Raw genomic sequence first — 20366 nt, 5'->3', positions numbered from 1 at the left:
TAACCGTTTTGTGATATACATTTAAACTTTTATAGAAAATCATTGTCATTCATATCGAGGGGAAGTATACTATATATATCTAATATATACAGCATTGTATACGTTTAGAAATACTGAATTTTCAGACATATTTGTATGAAAAAGATACTTTTTTATGCAATTTCGGTAAAAAAAAGAAGCTTTTCAACTTCTTAATGTTAATTTATAAATGTATAGGAATAGAAACAGCTATGCATGAGCAGGTTTTTTAAGATGAACAAGAGGTGTATCAACGTGAAATATGCAATTCGGATTTCTCTAATGTGTGTATGCTTTTCGTGTGTAACGGCAAATGCAAGTACGTTATCTGCAAAGCGGCATACTCCGGATGTAGCTGTCCTTGCATGCCGCAGAGCTCTTTTTATGCTGGGAGCGGTATCCTGTGGAATTCTGGTATCTGAGCAATTAAGGAAGTACAGGGGTAAATAATGCAGAGAAGCAGAAGGGCTTGCATTTATGTGTTTATGAAAAAGGAAATCCAGCTTCTTACGCCTGTGAAGTAAGGCTGTGGATTTCCTATTTTAAATGCTTACCATCATTGATTGTTAAGCTGCTGTTGAAGCTGAAGAAAAAGAATGCTGTCATACCACAATCCGTAAAAGGACTGGCTTTTCCTATAGACTGGACTTCTTTTGACCTTCTTTTCCTCCTCAAATTTTGTGACACCTTAAAGACGGGGAATTGCTTCCAAGGTTTTATCTGTAACTTGCGCAATCCTGCAAATACTGCCTGTTTGCGTGCTTATAGAGTTTTGGCGGTATACATCCGGATAGAATCGCCGCTGTCCTCCCTGATCAAGAATAGATATTCCCATCCGCAGACTTCATAAAATACGGTGTGGTCAGTGATGAGATAAAGCCGTGAAAGCCCTTCGCTGCCTGCCTCCCTGCGAATGTGATCTAGCAGCGTCCTTGCATATCCGTTGCCCCGCCACGCATTCTCTACATACAAGGCACATACATTTGGCGTTAATTCTTTACGCTCATGAAAATCATTGGCTATCAGTCCTGCACCGGCGATGATTGTTCCTGATGAATCCAGAATTACATACCATTGCGGAATGAAGGCAGTACCTGTACTACACTCCTGAATGCTATCCTCATAAGCCTGACAGGGAATCTGCCATTTGCTGTGAAACCATTGTGCTGCCACCTTAAGAAGCTGCGGCTGTTCACGCAGGGAGAGCACCGTAAAAGCTTTCCTTTCCATAATCCTGCCTCCTTTTTGTGTACTTATTATAGCACACGGAAAATACAGAAGCCATGTAATCGGTATCATGTGAAAAGATACACAAAGTTATTGGCAGAGAATGGGAATTGTATTATAATAAATGCGTCATCCGTGTATAGAAGATATTCTGACAGGATCTGTTTGGACCTGTAAAGAATGGGACAATACGGAAGGACATCTTTCGATAGACATCGCATCTGTAAGAGAGCGAGAGTAGGAGGACACATATGAAATCGAAAAAAACGCAGTACATGTCCATCATGGCCATGTTTTTGGCTATCCAGATCATACTGGTAGTCACACCCCTGGGTTATCTGCCAATCGGACCGATCAGCGCGACGACCATGCATATACCCGTCATCATTGCCGGGATAGCACTCGGTAAAAAGGCAGGTGCACAGCTGGGCTTTGTATTCGGACTGACCAGTGTGCTTAATGCGACATTCCGTCCGACACTGACATCATTCTGCTTTTCCCCCTTTGTAACGATTGGCGGAATCGGCGGAAACTGGATGAGTTTGCTTATCGCCTTTGTGCCAAGGATTCTGCTGGGATATCTTGCCGGTCTTATTTATGAAAAGCTGTGCAGGAAGGGGATTAACGAAAATGTTGGAATCATCGCCGGAGCATTAACCGGGGCAATTACCAATACCGTTCTGGTGCTTGGTGGTATTTACCTGTTTTTTGGGAGTGCTTATGCGGATGCCATCAAGGTTGCTTACGATACCTTGATCGCAGTTCTGCTTGGCGTTGTGGCAACCAATGGAATTGCCGAGGCGATTTTAGGAGCGGTTGCGACCCTGCTGGTATGTAAGGCAATCAGGCCGATCACCAGAAAATTTAATTAAATACGATTATAAATCAAATTCTCTAATGTAAACAGGGAATTTGATTTTTTTGCGTTTACGTATAAATTCATCGATATACGATCCTCTGTAACAGTTTTATGCTTGCTGAAAAGGATACCGGTTTTCATATTCGCTTCTTATCTTTTGTGCATGATGTTTGCAATTATGGAAATACTTTTGTATGATAGGTATACAATGTGACTTTAAAAAATAAAGTAAATACTGGAGGTATTCACTATGAATGAAATAAAAGGCTTTGTGGGAACCTATGCGCCCGCAAAAGGAATTTATTCCTTCCTGTATGATGTACAGAAGGATGCATTTGTAAAGACGGATTTGTTTTATCCTGTCAAGGATGCAAAGTATCTGTCATATTATAAAAACAGACTGGCGTTTCCCACACAGCTTGCGGATGCCAGACTCTGTGTTCTTGCGAATGGCAGAGAGCTGCTTGCAGGACTGGAAAACAGTACCGCCTGTTATGTGGTTCAGGATGAGGATTGTGTTTACACGGTAAATTATCACGACGGTACCCTGATACGCTATCGTTTCAGCGAGGAAGGGCTGCATGAGGAAAGCATTGTGCATATTCAGCATGAGGCAGGTGCTCATCAGGCAATACTGACCGGTGCAACCATACTGGTTCCCTGCCGTCTTCTGGATCGTGTATATGTATATGAGCGCACGAGCATGGAGCTGATACGCGCTATTTCCTTTCCGAAGGGAACCGGCATCCGACATGGTGTATTGGACGATCATGGAAGATTCCTGTATATGATCAGCGAGGACAGCTGTGAAGTATTTGAAATGAATATGGAGCAGGGTGGTGTTATCACCAGAAAGCTTTCTCTGCTGAAAGAAGGGGAACAGGGCGGAGGTGCCGCAATCCGCATCAGCAGCAGTGGTGAAACGCTGTATGTCTCCGTGCGCGGAATCAATCAGCTATATGTCATTGATATTGCCCAATGGCGCATTTTGCAGCGCATTTCCAGTGGCGGCGATCATCCGCGTGACATCAATCTGTCCCCACAGGGGGATTATCTGTTTGCGGCGAACCGCAGCAGTGGCAATCTGGTTGCCTTTAAAATTGATCACATAAGCGGAATGCTGGAGGAAAAGGCACATACGGATACGATACCGGAGGGTGTCAGCATCGTATTTTACGAATAGGAGGAAACACGTATGAGAACGAACAATATTGGTATGGTAGGTCTGGCTGTCATGGGCAGAAGCCTTGCATTGAACATGGCAGATCACGGATATAAGGTAGGCGGCTATAACCGCAGCTATGCGGTGACAGAGCATATGCTGGAAGCTTGGCCGCATGAGAATTTCACTGGGTATTCCACGCTGGAGGAGCTGGTTGCATCGCTGGAAAAGCCGCGTAAGGTCATGCTGATGGTAAAGGCGGGTAAAGCGGTGGATGCCATCATAGAGCAGTTGATTCCATTGCTGGAGCAGGGTGACATCATACTGGATGGCGGTAATTCCTTCTTTGAGGATACCATTCGAAGAGAGGCGTATCTGAAAGGAAAGGGACTGCATTATTTCGGTGTGGGTATCTCCGGAGGTGAGGATGGTGCGCGCTTTGGACCGAGCATCATGCCCGGAGGAAACAAAGCAGCCTATGAGGAAATCCGTCCGATTCTGGAGGCTGTCGCAGCACGGGCAGAGGATGGCACACCCTGCTGCACCTACATTGGAGAAAATGGTGCCGGACATTATGTGAAAATGGTGCATAACGGTATTGAGTATGCGGATATGCAGCTGATTGCAGAGGCGTATCTGCTGTTGAAGCATGTCGGACATTTCGATAATGCGCAGCTGGCAGAAATATTCAGTGAATATCAAAAGGGAGAGCTGAACAGCTTTCTGATTCACATCACATCCGATATTTTCCGCGAACAGGACGATAAAAGTGGCAAGGAGCTGGTAGACTGTATCCGGGATGCTGCACAGCAGAAGGGGACCGGGCGCTGGACAAGCATCGAAGCCCTGAAGCAGGGGGTGGATGTTTCCATGATTGCAGCTGCCGGAAATACCCGTGTAATGTCGAATAATGAAAACAGGAAAGCAGCTGAGAAGCAGTATCCGCATGTTGAAATTGCAGAGATTTCCAATCCGGATGCCTTTAAAGAGGAGGTTCGTCAGGGCTTATATGCGGCAAAAATCATTGCCTATGCACAGGGTTTTGATCTGCTGAAGCAGGCAAGTGCATCCTATGGCTGGGAGCTTCCGTTGGGAAAAATCGCGTCAATCTTCCGTGCCGGCTGCATTATACAGGCAAAATTTTTAAATGATATCACCAGAGCATATGAACAACAGGCGGATCTTTCGCATCTCTTGCTGGATAGCTTCTTTCAGGAACGTGTGGTATCCTATGAAAAGAATTTGCGGCAGATCGGTGCGCAGGCAATCCTGAGCGGTATCCCGGTTCCGGCGATGGCCAACGCCATCAGCTATCTGGACCTGTTTTGTGCAACGCATGTCGGAGCCAATCTGATTCAGGCACAGCGTGATTATTTCGGTGCGCATACCTTTGAGCGTGTGGATGAGGAAGGCAGCTTTCACCATGAATGGAGGCGGTGGGCATGAAGCAGCTGACCTTTACCATATTCGGGGGAACCGGCGATCTGACCTTTCGCAAGCTGCTGCCTGCACTGTATAATCTGCAGGCGCAAAGTAAGCTGGAAGAGGACTTCTCCATTGTGATTATCGGACGCAGAGACTATGATCATGCCGGTTATTGCGAGGAGGCTGCAGGATGGATCAAGCAGTATGCCCGTCTTCCCTACCGCATGGATGAATTTGAGCGCTTTGCCAGACGGATCCATTATGTGCAGATGGATTTTACAGGGCTGGAAAATTACGAAAGGCTGAATGCGTTTTACAAAGAACGGCATTTGCACAATCATGTCTTTTACTTCGCTGTTGCCCCGCGCTTCTTTGCGGTGATAGCAAAAGGTCTGGAACAGGTGGAAAAGGCCTGCACGGGAAAGGTCATCATTGAAAAGCCGTTTGGAGAAGATCTGGAATCTGCCAGAGTTCTGAATGAGGATTTGGAACGCTTCTTCACAAAAGAGCGGATGTTCCATATCGATCATTACCTGGGAAAAGAAATGGTGCGCAATATGCAGGCAATCCGTTTTATGAATCCGATTTTTCAGGATGTATGGAATGCCAAGTATATCGAGCATGTGCAGATCAGCGCCATGGAGACGGTCGGGGTGGAAAACCGCGGCGGCTATTATGATCAAAGCGGTGCATTAAAGGATATGGTGCAGAATCATCTGTTTCAGATCTTGAGCATAACAGCCATGGAACAGCCTTCCTCCTTCTTTGGTGAGGATATGCATCAGAAGCAGCTTGATGTTCTGCATGCCCTTCGTCCGGTGGAACAGCTGGATATGAAGGACAGTGTTGTGCTCGGACAGTATTTTCATTACCAGAAGGAGGATCGCGTGGCGGATGATTCCATGACGGAAACCTATGCGGCTCTGCGCCTGTTTGTGGATAATGAGCGCTGGAGGGATGTGCCGTTTTACATCCGTACGGGTAAGAAGCTGAAGGAGCGTGAGATGGAGGTTGTCATCACCTTTAAAAAGACGAATCCGGATGTGGCAGCCAATGTTCTTTTGATTCGCATTCAGCCTACAGAGGGTGTGTATTTTCAGTTCAATATCAAAAAGCCGGGAGACAGTGATGAAATCGAAGCAACCAGTATGGATTTCTGTCAGAGCTGCTCCGATGCGAACCGCATCAACACACCGGAGGCCTATGAGCGTCTGCTGGCAGCGGCTGTACAGGGGGATGCTTCCTGGTTCTCACAATGGGATCAGATTGAAAGCAGCTGGAATTATGTGGAACAGCTGCGTCAGCGCTATCGCAGGGAGCGCCTGCCGCTTGCCACCTATATGGCGGGCAGTGCCGGTCCGAAGGAAGCGGATGAGCTGCTGCAGCGCCATCACCACACCTGGTCACATGCCGATGTCTGAGCTGGAGGAGTTAAAACGGCGCAGTGCACAAAGGGCTGCAGCCTATGTGCAGGATCATATGGTGCTTGGTCTGGGGACAGGAAGTACGGTTCGCTGGCTGATTGAGGAGCTGGGCAGACGTACAGACAGACAGCATCTTCAGGTCGTTTCCTCCTCTCTTGCCTCCAAGCTGCTGGCTCAGCAGGCAGGTCTTTGCGTGGTGGAACCGGATGTCATCGATCACATCGATCTCGTGATTGACGGTGTCGATCAGATCGATTCACGGAAGCAGGCAATCAAGGGCGGCGGCGGTGCGCTTGTCCGTGAAAAGATACTCGCCGAGGCGGCAGAGCAGGTAATCTGGATCATGGATGCAGGTAAGCGTGTGGAAACAATTGAGGATTATACGCTTCCGATTGAGCTTGTACCGTTTTCCCATCCCTTTGTGCGGCGGGCACTGATGAATTGGGGATATGATGCAACACTGCGGATGCAGCAGGACAGCGCTTTTATCACAGATAACGGAAACCTTATTCTGGATGTGCGCATACCGGCATCCCGCTCGATTCAGGAGGCTCATGATGAGCTTGTGCATATCGCAGGTGTTGTGGAAACCGGATATTTTCATATAGAGGCTATGTGTATAACAGCAGAAACAACAGGTGTTACCATCTGGTAAGCTGCTTAACAGGTGAAGGACTGTTTTATTTCGTGTAACGTGGGACGAAATAAAACAGTCCTTTTTGTTATGAAACGCAATGGAGGTGTTGACAAAAGCGGTGTACTATTTATATAATACACTTGAAGAGGTGATACGATGAACGTATTCAGCGATCTGAAGCTCAATAGTAAAACCAGCGTTTATCTTCAAATCATCCAGCATGTCAAGCGTAAAATTCTGAATAAAAGTATTATTGCTTATACGCCGCTGCCGTCACGAAGAGAGCTGGCGTCCTTACTGTCCATCAATCCGAACACGGTGCAGAAGTCGTATAAGCTGATGGAGGAGGAAGGAATCCTGCGGACAATCAGCAATGTGAAAAGCGTTGTATACGTTGATGAGCAAATCATGGAACGCCTGCAGCAGGAAATGATACAGGAAACTGTGGATGATTTTATCGCCAACTGCCGCGAATGCGGGCTGCCGTTTCAAAAGGTGGTAGCTATTCTGAGCACACGCTGGGACATCTGATTTTTCGTTTATAAAAAGTGTACTACTTAAGTAATACAGAAAGCGAGGGAACGAAGTATGCTGCATATGGAACATCTTACAAAGGATTACGGAAACGGTCAGGGGGTATTCGATATCTGTCTGGATTGTGAAAAGGGACAGATCATCGGTTTGGTGGGAAGCAACGGAAGCGGTAAAACAACGCTGATAAAAACGATTTTGCAGCTTCTGCCCTATCAGGAGGGAACGATACAGTGGAAGGAACAGGCAATCAAGGATATTTTTGAGGATATCGCCTATATCACGGATACATTAAGCTTTTTACCGGATATGAGTCCGAAGGCCTATGGCGCCTTTCTGAAGGATTTCTATCCGCGTTTCAACAGCAACCGCTATGACCGCATTCTCCAGCATTTTGAAATTGACAGCCGCAAGAAGCTGAAGAAAATGTCTGCCGGTCAGAAGCTGAAGGTGGAAATCGCCGCCGGATTCTCACAGGGGGCACATCTGCTGTTGCTGGATGAGCCGTTTTCCAATCTGGATGTTTTCTCAAAGCAGGATTCCGTCAAGATGCTGCTGAGTCTGTTGAATGACGAGGAAACCGTGCTGATATCCTCCCATGATATCGATGATATCGATCAGGTCATCGACCGTGCGGTGGTATTGCGTCGGGGCAGAATTGTACAGGATGTGGTCATGGAGGAACTTCATGAGCGGGGAATCTCCTTGAAGGAATGCTTAAACGATATCGAAAAATATGATCCAAACCGCGTGAATCTGCTGTTTGAGGAAGGAAGTGAGTCACATGTTGAGCTTCCGGACGCATAGAGAGCATATTTCCAAGCTGATGTACTATCAGCTTCACCGCACAGGCAAAATCTACGCCTTGTTTGCTGTAGCCTTGATTGCACTGCCGCTGATTACGATCATGCTGAAGGATATAAGCTATTTTCAGAGAGGCTATTATAATGAATTTCTTTTAAATCCGACATGTGCACTTACCTTTCCACTCCTTGTGTTCCTGTGGCTGCTGTATTCTGTATTTGATTTGAAGCGGCTGCACTGGAAATACAATGTACAGGACAGAGAGCTGATTCTTCCGGTTTCACGACTGGATTTGATTATTTCAAATGTGTTGTTCACCCTGCTGAGTCTGTATGCACTGTACGTATTGCAGAGCATTGTCTATTATGCAGGCTATCAGCTATATGAAATGAAATCGCCGCAGCAGCTGTTACATAACGGATTTTTCCTATCCATGACGCGTACGCAGTATTATACCGGTATGTTTCTTCCTTTGAGCATCAGCGGGTATCTGACGCAGCTGCTGTACAGTGTTCTGATGTCCCTGTTTGTCGTATGTATTGGAAGGTTCGGCTTCCGTAAAAATAAAATTGCTCTGTTCATGATTGTGCTGTATGTGCTGTTTCCAATTGTGATTTATTTTCTCGGTATGAACATGTCACTGGCGATTGGTGAGAAGCCGACCGGATTCACGCTGCAGCTATTGAAGTTTTATGAAGTGTTCGTTTATAAGGGCTGGTACCGTCTGTATCTGTGTATACTGGGGGCAGTCATGATGGCAGGTCTGTATCGGAAAACACGAAAAAGTGCATGGTAGGCAGGTGATGGATGTGAAAAAATATATGGGGTATCTGCCACTCTGTATGCTGAGTATTATCATTGTCTTTTCTCTTCTGGTCTACAGCAAGCGTAATGATTTTGCTATCGGACTAAGCACGGTGGCAGCTCAGGAACATAAAAGCGTTGGCGATCCAAATGCTATCAGGGATTTGAAATACTCCTTTTATATCATGGACGATTATCCGTCAAGCAGGAACATACATGCACTGGAAAACATATGGCGCGTGGATGCGGTTGGGGATACATTTACAACCACCTATGACCCTGCTGGCTATATGGCACATATGAAAAAAAATGCAGAAAAGCAAATGCTGTATATGTCTATTCAGGCACGCTATGATGCGGAAACGATGAATCCCGGGGCTATGACAAAGGAATGCTCCACCTATGACAACGGGATTCCGTTCTGCACATATTCCGGAAAGGTTGATCATCTTACCTATGATATTATCATCGATAACAGCGATTACGGATATGGTAATACAGTAAATTTTCCCAAGACTAAGAAAAGTGCGGTTTTGCGTTCAAAAAGTGGGAAAAAGGAGATTGAAGTCAATTATACCCTGCAGGAAGGACAGTCAGAGGATGATATCTACATCTATTCTACATATGGCGGAGGAAATGCAGATGATATATATGGGAATCTGAAGGGAAGCGCCCTGCAGACGATCTATGATGTTAAAATCGAAGATGATTTCTTTGTAAGTGTGAGTGCGCTTGATTTTGATGTGAATCTCGGCAATTTGAAATTTGATAACGATCCAACCGGAATTTACAAGGTTGATTCACAGGGGAAGGTTACGCAAATTGTTCAAAAGGATATAAAAAAGGGCACCCTGATCTCTATGTGTGCAATGGATAATCATCTGGCAGTCGTCGAGGAAGAGGACGGTAAGCTGTACGGTCGTCTGTATTCCACAGAAGGAAGGCTGCTGGATGAAATCCGATTGGAAATGGACCTTGATCAAATCGGCAAGGTCATGGTAAGTGAGGATCAGGGTACACTGTTATTTCAGCTTCAATCGATCTACGATATCATGAAATATACGGTTGTAATGTATGATGTAAAGGACGATGCCTTTCAGAAGCTGGATCGCATGGTGATGGAAACACAAACGAATACGTCCATGTACGGGTCCTATGGCTTGTATATCAGTTTGCATTATGATCGCAGCAAGCAGATTTTGTATAGTATTCAGATGAATGATGACAACGGTCTGTATGTGAGTGCACAGACGAACAAAAAGGTTCTGTATAACAGCTTTCTGTATGGTGATTATAATGATGATACATATCTGGCGCTGTCGGATGCGGCATCGAGTAATTCATATGAAAATATCGTTTTCTCTTTTCTGAATACACAGAGGCGTAGGCTGAGTGATCTTATTTCTCCATTGGATGGTGATGTATGATGAAAAAATATATGGGGTATCTGCCGATAGGCTTGCTCTGTCTCATTGTCCTATTTTCCCAGCTGCTTTACACAAGGCGCAACGATTTCCATGTTGAGCTGAGTACGATTGCACATGAGGGGGAACGTATAGGCGACCCGGATGCCATTAAAGATTTAGCATATTCCTTTTATATCGCGGATACCAATCTGGGAGGGTACAGCGGTGAAGGAAGCAATGCCTGGCGAATCGATGCGCAGGGAGAATCCTTTAAAATAAGCTATGACCCAAAGGGATATAAGCAACACCAGATGATGGTTGGGGATGATGCAGAGGTATTCTTCTCTGTGAGTGTCTCACCGAAATATGATGAAAAAACGATGCCGATGAGTGAAGAAAATAAGCAGAGTGATGCGGATTTCTATAACGATGCATCGATTCATTCCTATGAAAATAAGATTGAGAGACTGTCCTATGAGCTTGTGATCGGACGACATCATGTTGAGGGTGGTGCGCTGATCAGTGACGGTGAGGATAACATACAGCTTTTTACGGTAAAAACCAAAAACGGAAAGCGTGATCTGACCGTCACATATCACGAAGAATCTGCAGGAAATCAGGAACGAGTCTATGTATATCCGCAAGCCAGCGTTGGAAATGCAGATGACAAGTACGGGAATTTAAAAAACTACGGCTTTTTAAACGCCCCGATTGTGAAGCTGGGAAAAGAAAGCTTTACTGCGATTGGAGCACTGCAGTTCGAGGTGAATTTTAATGAGGTGGAATTTGAAAAGGATCCTACCGGAATCTATCGTATTGAGGAAAGCGGAAAGCTGACACCGCTTGTTCCCATGGATGTGAACAGGGAAACAGTTTTATATATGGAGGCATTTCAGGGAAAGCTGATCGCCGTCGTGGAAAAGAACGGCTATCTGTATGGCAGAGCATATTCTTCAAAGGGTGTTCTGCTTGATGAATTTCAGTTTTCATTTGATTTACAGAATACCAATCGGATGATGCTGCTGCCGGAAAAGGAGCATGTACTGTTCGTACAGGAGCCTGTATATGATGGAAACAATCGGGATCTGTTGATATATGGTATGGAACAGGAACAATTTAAGCAAATCGATCACATGCCGTTAAATGGTTTGAATATCACGGATATCAGCGGAAATTATGCGAACACGCTGCTGCATTATAAGAAAGATACGGGGATTCTCCACATTGTTGTAAATGACGATGGAAAGGCTTTATATGTCGCGGCACAGACAAACAAAAAGCTGTTGTACAGGAGCACTTTGCTGGGAGATTATACGGATGACAGTAAGCTTGCTCTTCCGGATGCCACGCAGATTACCACAGGCAATGCGTATGAGAATATAATGTCCTACGTATTGAATACACAGAAACGAACCCTGCAAAATCTCCGCCTTGTACAGGATGGTGATGTATGATGAAAAAATATATATGCTATATACTGCCGGTATTTCTGCTGCTGCCCATACTGGGAGCGCTCGGTGTCTGGTCGCAAAAGAACAATATGCAGATTGGTCTGCGGAAAACGGCTGACGGTGAATTTGATGTGACCGGGGATCCATCCGCCATCAAAAATCTCTCCTATCAGTTTATGGTGACAGATTATCTGAATGTCTGGCAGGTTACGGGAAAGGGGGATAAGCTGCAGGCTGCTTATGTCAAAAGCGATGTGCTGACAGACCGAACCAATACAGTGGATATTCAGATTTCACCGGTATTCGATGAGCATATCAAGCAGAACTCCATCGAGAATCCCGGATTTGATCAACCAGACGACATGGAGATCACCCATATGATCAGCGGCGTAGAAGCCGTATCCTATCGCCTGTCCCTGCTTGACCCGCAAGCCTATGGAAAGAATAAGCAGGAGGATATAGCTTTTGAAGTTCGATGGAAACAAGACAAGCTGGGCTCTTTGATCCGATGCGATTATTTTGATAACGACCCCAAAGGCTCTCTTTCCTGCTCCCTGACAGGTGATGACCTCTATCAGAATGCAAGAGCATCGGCAGGCCTGTCGGACATGTCTGTGGATGCGCATGGATATTTCATCGTATCCCCCCTGCAGTTTATGTATGATTTTTCACAGGTTACCTTTGATCAAAATCCCGGCGGTATCTATCGGCTGGAGAATGGCAAAAGCAGGCGCATTGTATCACTGCCACTGGGAAAACAGGATATTCTGGGAATGGTGAGTACCGAAAAAAACGTAATCGCTCTGGTTATGGAAAAGAATGAATTGTCTCTGTATACCTATGACAGCAACGGAAAGCAGCTGGATCGCTCAGCCCTGTCTGTTGCCCTTGCGGATATCATGGAGCCTGTACTGCTGCTGGATCAAAACAACCATATTCTCTTTGGATATGGAAATGGATTTGAATATGTATTCCAGGTGTATGAGCAGAAAAACGCAAGCCTGAAGCAAATAGACAGGGTGAACATTTCCGTTAACGCGGGCAGCAGTGGACCTTTACAGCTGCAATATGATCAGGGTGTCCTGTATTGTATGCAGGAGGGAAACCAGACAATACGTATCATGGCCGCAAATCATAAAGGGATGTTGTACAGCAGTGAGGTGTATGGCGATTATCAGGAGGATGATCTTTTGGGCTATCTGGATTTAAACGAGGGCCTGAGCTATGAGAAAATCATACAGCGCTATTTGTTTGATGACAGACGATCAATCGTAAATCTCAAGCTTTTGAGTACAAGGTAGGTGGAGAATATGACAAAGGAATTTGAAAATCTGAATCTGCTTCTGTTTTACCGGTGGAAGCGAAGCTATAAATTTTACGGTATCGTATTTGCGCTGTATCTGGCATTCTGTTTATTTGCCCTGTTGATGAAGGGAGAACAGCTCGGCTGGGTCCGCTATGAGGTATATTTCGGCTCGCGGCCATGTCTGCTTCTGTTTCTTGCTGCCCTCAGTGTGGTGATTGTTTATCAGGTGGCAACACTTCTCTACATGCAGCTGCGCTCCAATGCACTGCATCGCTATCTGATACTTCCCCAATCCCGTGTGCCGTTTATGCTGTCGGAGCTGCTTATGAATATCAGTGCCATCGTCATACTGCTGTTATTGCAGTATGCGGTGTATTATATCGGATACCGGTACTATATGACGCTTGCCCCCTTCTATAACCTGAAAAACGGTTTCTATTTATCCATTGTCAGAAGCGGCATGCTGAAATACTTGTTCCCATTGACAATAACCCAGCTTCTGATCATCGTAAGCAGTATTGTGACGGTATCCGCTATGACAGTGTATCTGGGGGTATATTACCAGAGGCTGCAAAGCTATATCCTGTGCATTGCCAATATTGCAGGCGTTTTGTTTGTATGGGGCATGCCGAGCGGGATACAGTTTGATGTACAGCGCGGTATGCAGCTGGCTCTGATGCTGGTGCTGGCTGGTCTGATGGTGCTGAGCTTTCGCAATTCCATGAATCGCAACCAGTACGGAGGTCGATGATATGAAACGTCATATGATTCTTCTTCCTGTGCTGCTTGCAGTTCTTCTGATTGCCAGCGCCGCTCTGTATTTGCACAAGCCGACCTTCACCTTCACACTGGAAAAAGCAAGCGGAGATATGCAGCAGGTGGAAGGGCTGGAATATACAATGACAGTTGCGGATGCTTCCATGCGCTGGGAGCTGAGTGGAAAAGGAAAAGATATTAGCTATACGACCTCGTTTCTGAAGGAGCAGGAAGAGCTCGCCATGGAATATGATTCTCTGAATGAGGGCTTCTATCTGTATATCCCCACTCTTTTAGATGGAAAACAAGTAACGGATTATGAACTGGAAATCAGCAGAACGATAACGGATGACCGGTATGAAGAACCGGTAAAAGCGGATTTTTACAATATAAAGCAGGTAGCTGTTGATCTGCTGGTGAAAACAGATAAGGGCTATGCCTGCTTTCCAAGCGGATTGCAGCAGCGCTTCCAGACTCCCCGCAGCAATATCGTATATCATCAAAAGGATCAACAATTGTATTTCCAAAGCAATCCGGAAAAAGCGGGATTACAGAAGGGAGGGGGACTGCGCCACCCGTATGTGACGGTACAGGGGAAAACACTCGTTCCGCTGTATGTTGCCGGAAACGGCAGCAGTGGGCAATATCGCATTTATGAGGTGGAAAAAGCATTGCAGAGTGAATCTATGCCAAATGTTCAGGAGGCGAAAAAAGCGAGTAAGGTTAAACAGTTTATAAGCTTTGATGCAAAGGTGAATGGCATTTCGGATGTAATCAGCTATCACGATCAGCTGTACGCAGCAGTGTTGCGTGATAATCAGGGCTGGCTGGAGGTCTATGATGCTTCGGGCAAGCTTGTTAAGGAAGAAAAGCTGCCAAAGAATACAGTGTTTCACCGATTTGATATACAGGATGGAAGGCTTTTAATTCTAACCTCACAGCGGGATAAGAGCTACCTGAAGGTGTATGAGCAGGATAAACTGGTGATGGATATCACCTCACCGATTTCGCTGTCAGATTCCAAGTTCAAGCTGCGAGACGGCCGTTTGTTTGCCTTGAATCTGAGACAGCCGGAAAATAAAGCACAGCATTTTCTGGAAATCAGTGTATTCGATCAGTCAAAGATGGTATTTGACGGCTATGTGAAGGGAGATTTTGAGGAGGATGAGAAAGCCTCGGCCTTTTACAAAAAGCTGAGGGATAAAACAAACCAGACAATTCCCGCTATGCCGTATGTGAACGTGCGGGATGTGTATGCGTATGGCTTCAAGGATTAGATCGTGATCATTGTCACGGTCTTTTTTTTATTCAAAAAATCTGGTGGTAGAAAAAAATGCCGGAATACCGTATACTAATACTATAACGCATAATAGAAAGAAGGAACACACATGAGCAATCTGCGCAGAGATTTGATTCTGTGGAGCGATACACTTCAGGATTTTCATCTTCCCCGCTGGGAGGAGCTGCCGAACTTTGATTTATATCTGGATCAGGTGATAACGCTGATTGAAGGATATTTGCAAAATCTGTTTGATGAAGAAAATGATACGATTCTGACCGCCGCCATGATCAATAACTATGTTAAGCTGAAGCTGATTCCCAAGGCGGAAAAGAAACGCTATAACCGCATGCATATTGCCTATCTGATTGCAATCACCATTTTGAAGCAGGTGCTGACGATCAGCGAGGTGAAGCAGGGAATTGAATATCAGGCGGGCATCAATGGTCTGAAGGAAGCCTTTAATCTGTTTTGTGAGGAGCAGGAAGCAGCGATTAAGGCAGTCGCAGATCATTTAAAAAATCAGGACAGCACCTTTCTTCTGGAGGGTATCACCGTGCAGAATACGGCAATCAAAATGGCAACGATGTCCTTTGCGGGCAAGCTGGTCGCAGAAAAGATTCTGCATCTGCAAAATTCCTATACTGCACGATTATAAAAATCCTCTGCCTGTTTGTTTCTATATCACCAAAAAAGCTGGTTACCATCAGGGAATGCTTCCTTTGGACATACAAAAAAGAGAATTCACACCGATTGCAGAGCAATCAAAGTTGAATTCCCTTTTTTAAAGCCTTATACGCAAAGAACCTCCTCATCAATGATGGTTGTGAAGATGATACGGAGGAGCTGTTCTTGCGGTTTCCACGACGAGTATGCGAATGCTTTGAAACTTGCGAAAAGCTGGATCCTCTTTTAAAATCTGCTGTATGGCACTCAGGCGCTTGGCTCCGTCCACACACTGATAGCCGTCCCTTAGCTTTCGAACATGGATAGGAAAGTTAAGGCCGATGCGTTTCAGACTGTCCTTTAACGTCTTGGGATAGGCGCATTCCTTAAATTGTATTTCCGATAGCGCTGCTGCTTCTATTTTCATTTCATCACCAGAGACATTTTATCATACTTTTGAAAGAATCTGAAGAAATCTTAATCGTATACGCAAAACCTGTGAAATATGTTACAATAAGCAAAGGTGATAGGGATGAAGGATTTTTTTACATTTTATACGGATATTAGAAATATGGCTGTGCCGTTTACGGCATTCAGCCTCTACCATATGCTGTTTCTCGCTCTGGCGATACTTCTGATTACGACGCTGTTTTCTTATTATCGGCGTCTGGATGCCGGAAAACAGCGGCGAATGCAGGTCATAATGGCGATTTACTTTCTAGTGGAGGAGCTGCTGTATACAACCTGGCTGTTTCTGTTTTGCCATGAACAGGTGTGGCATCAGATCCTGCCGCTGGAGCTTTGCTCTCTGTGCGTCTATATGAATGCACTGACAGTCTATCTGAAGAAGGACACCCTGCGGTTTTTCAGCGGTGTCGTCGGGCTTTGTGCCGGTCTGATTGCCATGGTGTATCCTGCCAACATCAGTGAGCTGTATCCGGTGCTGTCTTATCGGACCATTAACTTTTACATACTCCATGCCTCCTTTGTTTTGTTTGCACTCATACAGCTGCAGGACCGTACATTGCTGCAGTACCATTATATGAAAAAGAATTTTCTGATTATCTGCGGCATGTTTACAACAGCGTTTATTATCAATCTGAATCTGCATACGCAGTATATGTTTGTCGGAATTCCACCGAAGATCAGCTTTATCGCAAGTCTGTATCACATTACGGGAATCATGATGTTTCTGCCGACTATCCTGCTGGCACTGTTTCTCATTCAGTGTGCAGTGGTATTTCTATTGCGCAGAGTGTACCGTGTGAAACAGGATATGCAGGGGTCTGTGTGACAATTCTGTGAAATTCGGTCAAATAAGTTCCAAATTTTACCAGATTGTAATACAATAGGATTGTAAAGTTAAAAGGAGGATATTCGATTATGGCTAAATTTGTATGCAGTGTTTGCGGTTATGTTCACGAAGGGGATGCAGCTCCGGACTTTTGTCCGATCTGTAAGGCTCCTGCTGAAAAATTCACAAAGCAGGAAGGTGAAATGAGCTGGGCAGCAGAGCATGTTGTCGGTGTTGCACAGGGTGCGCCGGAAGATATCATGAACGATCTGCGCATGAACTTTGAAGGTGAATGCAGCGAGGTTGGTATGTACCTGGCAATGGCACGTGTAGCTCACCGTGAAGGTTATCCGGAAATCGGAATGTATTATGAAAAAGCAGCATATGAGGAAGCTGAGCATGCAGCGAAGTTTGCAGAGCTGCTGGGTGAAGTGATCACCGATTCCACAAAGAAAAATCTGGAAATGCGTGTAGATGCAGAAAACGGTGCAACTGCAGGTAAATTCGATCTTGCAAAACGTGCAAAGGCATTGAATCTGGATGCAATTCACGACACAGTACACGAAATGGCTCGTGATGAGGCAAGACATGGTAAGGCGTTCAAGGGTCTGCTGGATCGCTATTTCAAATAACATATATCATAGAAACTGGACAGCTGTGACGGCTGTCTTTTTTTGCAGGAGGAAAAAGCAAGCGGTTAGCTTTACGTGCAGGAGCACAGCGCTTTCTTCAGAAAGGGATATCCTGAAACACATATACGAATATAAGAGGCTGTCTCTGATTTCATAAACATTTTCTTACAATGCAGGAACGAAAATTGACATTTCCCTGCAGATACGGTATACCTAAGGAAAAGGATGGATGTCATGCTGAAACTGAACCGTATCACACTGGAAAACACTGAGAAAACACATCGCATGGAGGATGTGTCTTTTCACTTTCCCGATACCGGCTTTATCAGCATCCACGGAGATGACGAATCGCTGATGCTGCAGCTCGCAAGACTGCTTGCTGGTCTGCATAAGCCTTGCAGCGGTTCCATGGTTTATGGGGAAGAAGTCATGGAATACTTTACACCGCAGGAGCAGTGCCGTTATCGCAGCATATGCACTGCGTCTTTATTCTGCGATTTTCAGCTGCTGGAGCAGCGCTCTGTGCTGGATAATATCCGCATGAGTTATGATGAAGATGAACAGGAGCTGGATAATCTGCTGAGGCAGTGGGGGCTGTATGGCAAAAAAGAGACCTGGATAGAGGATCTGGACTTTGACGATCATATCCGAATGGTGCTTTTACGCATCCTGCTGCGCCACCCCCGTGTGCTTGTTGTTTATCCGCCGAGCTCTCCGTTTTCCACAAGGGAATGGGGAAGGATGTTTCCGCTGCTGAAAAAGCTGAGCGCTGGTCTTCTGGTAATGGTAGTACAGGATGAAAACAGCTATCCATGGAGTGATCGCATCATTGAATTCGAAGCCGGGTATGTCATATCAGATTCCTGCGGACAGGGAAGTGCATATCCGCAGCAGCCAGTCTCGAAAACACAGTTTCAGCTGCAGCCACGGATCGTAAAGCGGATGCAGACCCGACTGCATCACCGCTTCCGTCTGAAATATCTGCTGCTGATGCTTTTGATTCTGACATCTCTGATTCTTGTATCCACAGCTGTGTTTTCAACAACACTGGATGTTACAGAGATTGAGATGCTGTATCTGAAGCAGAACGATCTGACCAGCATCGCTATAGAAAAGCATGCCACCGGAAGCAGTGGAGAAATTTATGAAAAAAAATATGTACCGATGCAGGATGCGGATGTACAAACCCTGAAAAAGGAATTAAAGGGCGATGTGTTTGCCGGTTATGTTCCTGTAGACAGCAATATCGCCATAAAGTCCTCCTATCTGACCTCTGCGGACAGCTATACAATCATTGAAATGGATACTGTGGAAAGGGCAGGCTTGAAAAAAATCTATGGTCATTACCCCGGCAATATTTATGAAACCGCAATTACATATCAGACAGCCCTGAATTTGTTTTCTTCTCAATACGGTGTACAGCCGCCGGAATTTTATCTGTATCAGGCTGTAAGCTGGTATGGATTTCCACTCACCGTAACCGGAATCATAGCAGAGGATCAGCCCAACAGTAATCTTTCATTAAATATGGGCGGATATGCCGGAAGCACAACCGGCTCCTCCAGTTTGAACAGCGGTTCGCTATACGTATATCCCGGCTTCCATAAGGAACACAGCAATCAGCAGCAACAGACCTTTGTTCCATCCTCAAAGCGCTTCATTGACAAGCTGACACTGCGCTCCTATGAGGTAGGGAATCTGTATCCGATTCCCTATGCCAATGCCTATTATTTCTATGACGGAGAACAGCTGCATCTGGATAATGATGGGAAGAATCAGTCCATGGTTAAGGAGGATGAGGTCCTGCTGGACTTTTCCATGGCGCTGCGTCTGGGATATCGCTCCCGCTATCTGGAAGGATATCGCGATGATGCACTCCCTTCCTGGGATATGCGGGAGGCCGATTATACCAGCTTTATAAAAAACTGGATCGGTAAAACAATTGAGGTGCAGGCCTATGCTATCGATACAGCACCGGATGACAGCACGCTGATGAAGAAAACAGTGAAAATCAAGGGCTTTCTGTTTCCGATTACCTGGGATTATATGGAGGATTATCTCAAGAATGAGGGAAGTATTTTGATGAACAAGGAGGCAGTGGCAGACTGCATGCAGCCCAATACCATGATACAAAGTGTTTATTTCCATTCAGAAAAGGAAACGGACATGCGGAAAGCATTGCAGTATCTGCGGCAGCATCCAACCTATTCCGCGTTTTTCAGCCGTTCCCGCCTGCTGCAGTTTTTCGTTGTCGATCTCAAAAAAATGAGCTTTCTGCTATTTATCAGTGGTGGTGCTGCCATGCTGCTTTCCATCGCCCTGCTGGTGCATCTGCTGCAATCGATTATGGAGGATGGCAGAAAGGAAATGAGCATTTACTATATGTTTGGAGAGAACATGTACACACTGAAGGGATGTTATGTGCAGCATATCCTTGCCCTGGTTCGCAGGCATACAGTCGCAGGCTGCCTGATGGCAACGCTGGTAGTATCCGTGTTCGTCCTGATGATCTATATGAAGCTGTCGGCAGCGGTCACGATTTTGCTGTCACTGTTTCTTCCGCTGCTTGTGTCCGAAGGCTATCTGCTCCTGCTTACTCTGATCACACACCAGCTTGTGAAAAGAACATGCATAGTTGAAGAGCTGTTTTGTGATGAGAAAAACGGAAATATATGATAAAATATG

General features: G+C 45.5%; 19 protein-coding genes. 17 read left to right on the top strand and 2 right to left on the bottom strand.

All coding sequences use genetic code 11. The features are described 5' to 3' along the window. Window positions 1-780: 780 nt before the first annotated feature. The gene (locus KSZ58_RS13390; RefSeq protein WP_217752781.1) at window positions 781-1248 is read right to left on the bottom strand and encodes a GNAT family N-acetyltransferase; all 468 of its coding nucleotides are present in this window, start codon (window positions 1246-1248) and stop codon (window positions 781-783) included. Window positions 1249-1496: 248 nt separating this feature from the next. Here KSZ58_RS13390 and KSZ58_RS13385 point away from each other — a divergent pair, with 248 nt between their 5' ends. The 14 genes from KSZ58_RS13385 to KSZ58_RS13320 all read left to right on the top strand — a co-directional run bounded on the left by KSZ58_RS13385 (window position 1497) and on the right by KSZ58_RS13320 (window position 15747). Continuing rightward, window positions 1497-2117 carry an ECF transporter S component gene (locus KSZ58_RS13385; protein ID WP_008817921.1) on the top strand — a complete coding sequence of 207 codons (621 nt, stop codon included), beginning with the start codon at window positions 1497-1499 and terminating at the stop codon, window positions 2115-2117. 237 nt (window positions 2118-2354) lie between these two features. After that, window positions 2355-3287 carry a beta-propeller fold lactonase family protein gene (locus tag KSZ58_RS13380; RefSeq protein ID WP_002609598.1) on the top strand — a complete coding sequence of 311 codons (933 nt, stop codon included), beginning with the start codon at window positions 2355-2357 and terminating at the stop codon, window positions 3285-3287. A gap of 12 nt (window positions 3288-3299) precedes the next feature. Beyond that, on the top strand, window positions 3300-4712 hold the full coding sequence (gene gndA / locus KSZ58_RS13375; protein WP_009270859.1) for an NADP-dependent phosphogluconate dehydrogenase: 1413 nt from the start codon (window positions 3300-3302) through the stop codon (window positions 4710-4712). Continuing rightward, window positions 4709-6112, top strand: a complete 1404-nt coding sequence (gene zwf, locus KSZ58_RS13370; RefSeq protein ID WP_009270858.1) for a glucose-6-phosphate dehydrogenase — start codon at window positions 4709-4711, stop codon at window positions 6110-6112. The genes gndA and zwf overlap by 4 nt, the downstream gene beginning before the upstream one ends. After that, the gene (rpiA, locus tag KSZ58_RS13365) at window positions 6099-6770 is read left to right on the top strand and encodes a ribose-5-phosphate isomerase RpiA (protein WP_224721071.1); all 672 of its coding nucleotides are present in this window, start codon (window positions 6099-6101) and stop codon (window positions 6768-6770) included. Before zwf ends, rpiA begins: the two co-directional genes overlap by 14 nt. A 138-nt stretch (window positions 6771-6908) precedes the next feature. Continuing rightward, window positions 6909-7283: a GntR family transcriptional regulator gene (locus KSZ58_RS13360; RefSeq protein WP_002609605.1), complete on the top strand. Its 375-nt coding sequence runs from the start codon at window positions 6909-6911 to the stop codon at window positions 7281-7283. Between the two features lie 66 nt (window positions 7284-7349). Continuing rightward, window positions 7350-8090, top strand: a complete 741-nt coding sequence (locus tag KSZ58_RS13355; RefSeq protein ID WP_224727307.1) for an ATP-binding cassette domain-containing protein — start codon at window positions 7350-7352, stop codon at window positions 8088-8090. Continuing rightward, complete coding sequence (locus KSZ58_RS13350) at window positions 8068-8883, top strand: hypothetical protein (RefSeq protein WP_008817916.1); 816 nt, start codon at window positions 8068-8070, stop codon at window positions 8881-8883. The genes KSZ58_RS13355 and KSZ58_RS13350 overlap by 23 nt, the downstream gene beginning before the upstream one ends. A 7-nt stretch (window positions 8884-8890) precedes the next feature. Next, window positions 8891-10318, top strand: coding sequence for a hypothetical protein (locus KSZ58_RS13345; protein WP_008817915.1), 1428 nt, complete (start codon window positions 8891-8893; stop codon window positions 10316-10318). Continuing rightward, window positions 10315-11751 (top strand): hypothetical protein, encoded by a 1437-nt coding sequence (locus KSZ58_RS13340; protein ID WP_008817914.1) that lies wholly within the window; start codon window positions 10315-10317, stop codon window positions 11749-11751. Before KSZ58_RS13345 ends, KSZ58_RS13340 begins: the two co-directional genes overlap by 4 nt. After that, window positions 11748-13049: a hypothetical protein gene (locus KSZ58_RS13335; protein ID WP_009270855.1), complete on the top strand. Its 1302-nt coding sequence runs from the start codon at window positions 11748-11750 to the stop codon at window positions 13047-13049. Before KSZ58_RS13340 ends, KSZ58_RS13335 begins: the two co-directional genes overlap by 4 nt. A gap of 9 nt (window positions 13050-13058) precedes the next feature. Then, window positions 13059-13805 carry a hypothetical protein gene (locus tag KSZ58_RS13330; RefSeq protein WP_009270854.1) on the top strand — a complete coding sequence of 249 codons (747 nt, stop codon included), beginning with the start codon at window positions 13059-13061 and terminating at the stop codon, window positions 13803-13805. Window position 13806: 1 nt separating this feature from the next. Further along, the gene (locus KSZ58_RS13325; protein WP_009270853.1) at window positions 13807-15087 is read left to right on the top strand and encodes a hypothetical protein; all 1281 of its coding nucleotides are present in this window, start codon (window positions 13807-13809) and stop codon (window positions 15085-15087) included. Between the two features lie 111 nt (window positions 15088-15198). After that, window positions 15199-15747: a DUF1836 domain-containing protein gene (locus KSZ58_RS13320; RefSeq protein WP_002609619.1), complete on the top strand. Its 549-nt coding sequence runs from the start codon at window positions 15199-15201 to the stop codon at window positions 15745-15747. 156 nt (window positions 15748-15903) lie between these two features. Here KSZ58_RS13320 and KSZ58_RS13315 read toward each other — a convergent pair whose 3' ends face one another. Then, window positions 15904-16182 (bottom strand): ParB N-terminal domain-containing protein, encoded by a 279-nt coding sequence (locus KSZ58_RS13315; RefSeq protein WP_008817910.1) that lies wholly within the window; start codon window positions 16180-16182, stop codon window positions 15904-15906. A 105-nt stretch (window positions 16183-16287) separates the two neighbouring features. On the opposite strand from KSZ58_RS13315, the gene KSZ58_RS13310 reads away from it, so the two are divergent. From KSZ58_RS13310 to KSZ58_RS13300, 3 genes are all read left to right on the top strand, one after another. Continuing rightward, entirely contained in the window at window positions 16288-17049 is a 762-nt protein-coding gene (locus KSZ58_RS13310; protein WP_009270852.1) for a YwaF family protein, read from the top strand. Between the two features lie 89 nt (window positions 17050-17138). Then, window positions 17139-17681 (top strand): NADH peroxidase, encoded by a 543-nt coding sequence (locus tag KSZ58_RS13305; protein WP_009270851.1) that lies wholly within the window; start codon window positions 17139-17141, stop codon window positions 17679-17681. A 234-nt stretch (window positions 17682-17915) separates the two neighbouring features. Beyond that, entirely contained in the window at window positions 17916-20357 is a 2442-nt protein-coding gene (locus tag KSZ58_RS13300) for a hypothetical protein (protein ID WP_227761362.1), read from the top strand. Window positions 20358-20366 lie beyond the last annotated feature (9 nt).

The sequence above is a fragment of the Erysipelatoclostridium sp. DFI.2.3 genome, assembly GCF_019132535.1.
GTDB lineage: Bacteria > Bacillota_I > Bacilli_A > Erysipelotrichales > Erysipelotrichaceae > Clostridium_AQ > Clostridium_AQ innocuum.
The sequence above is the reverse complement of the archived record's forward strand: the minus strand, read 5'-3'. Positions and strand labels throughout refer to the sequence as shown.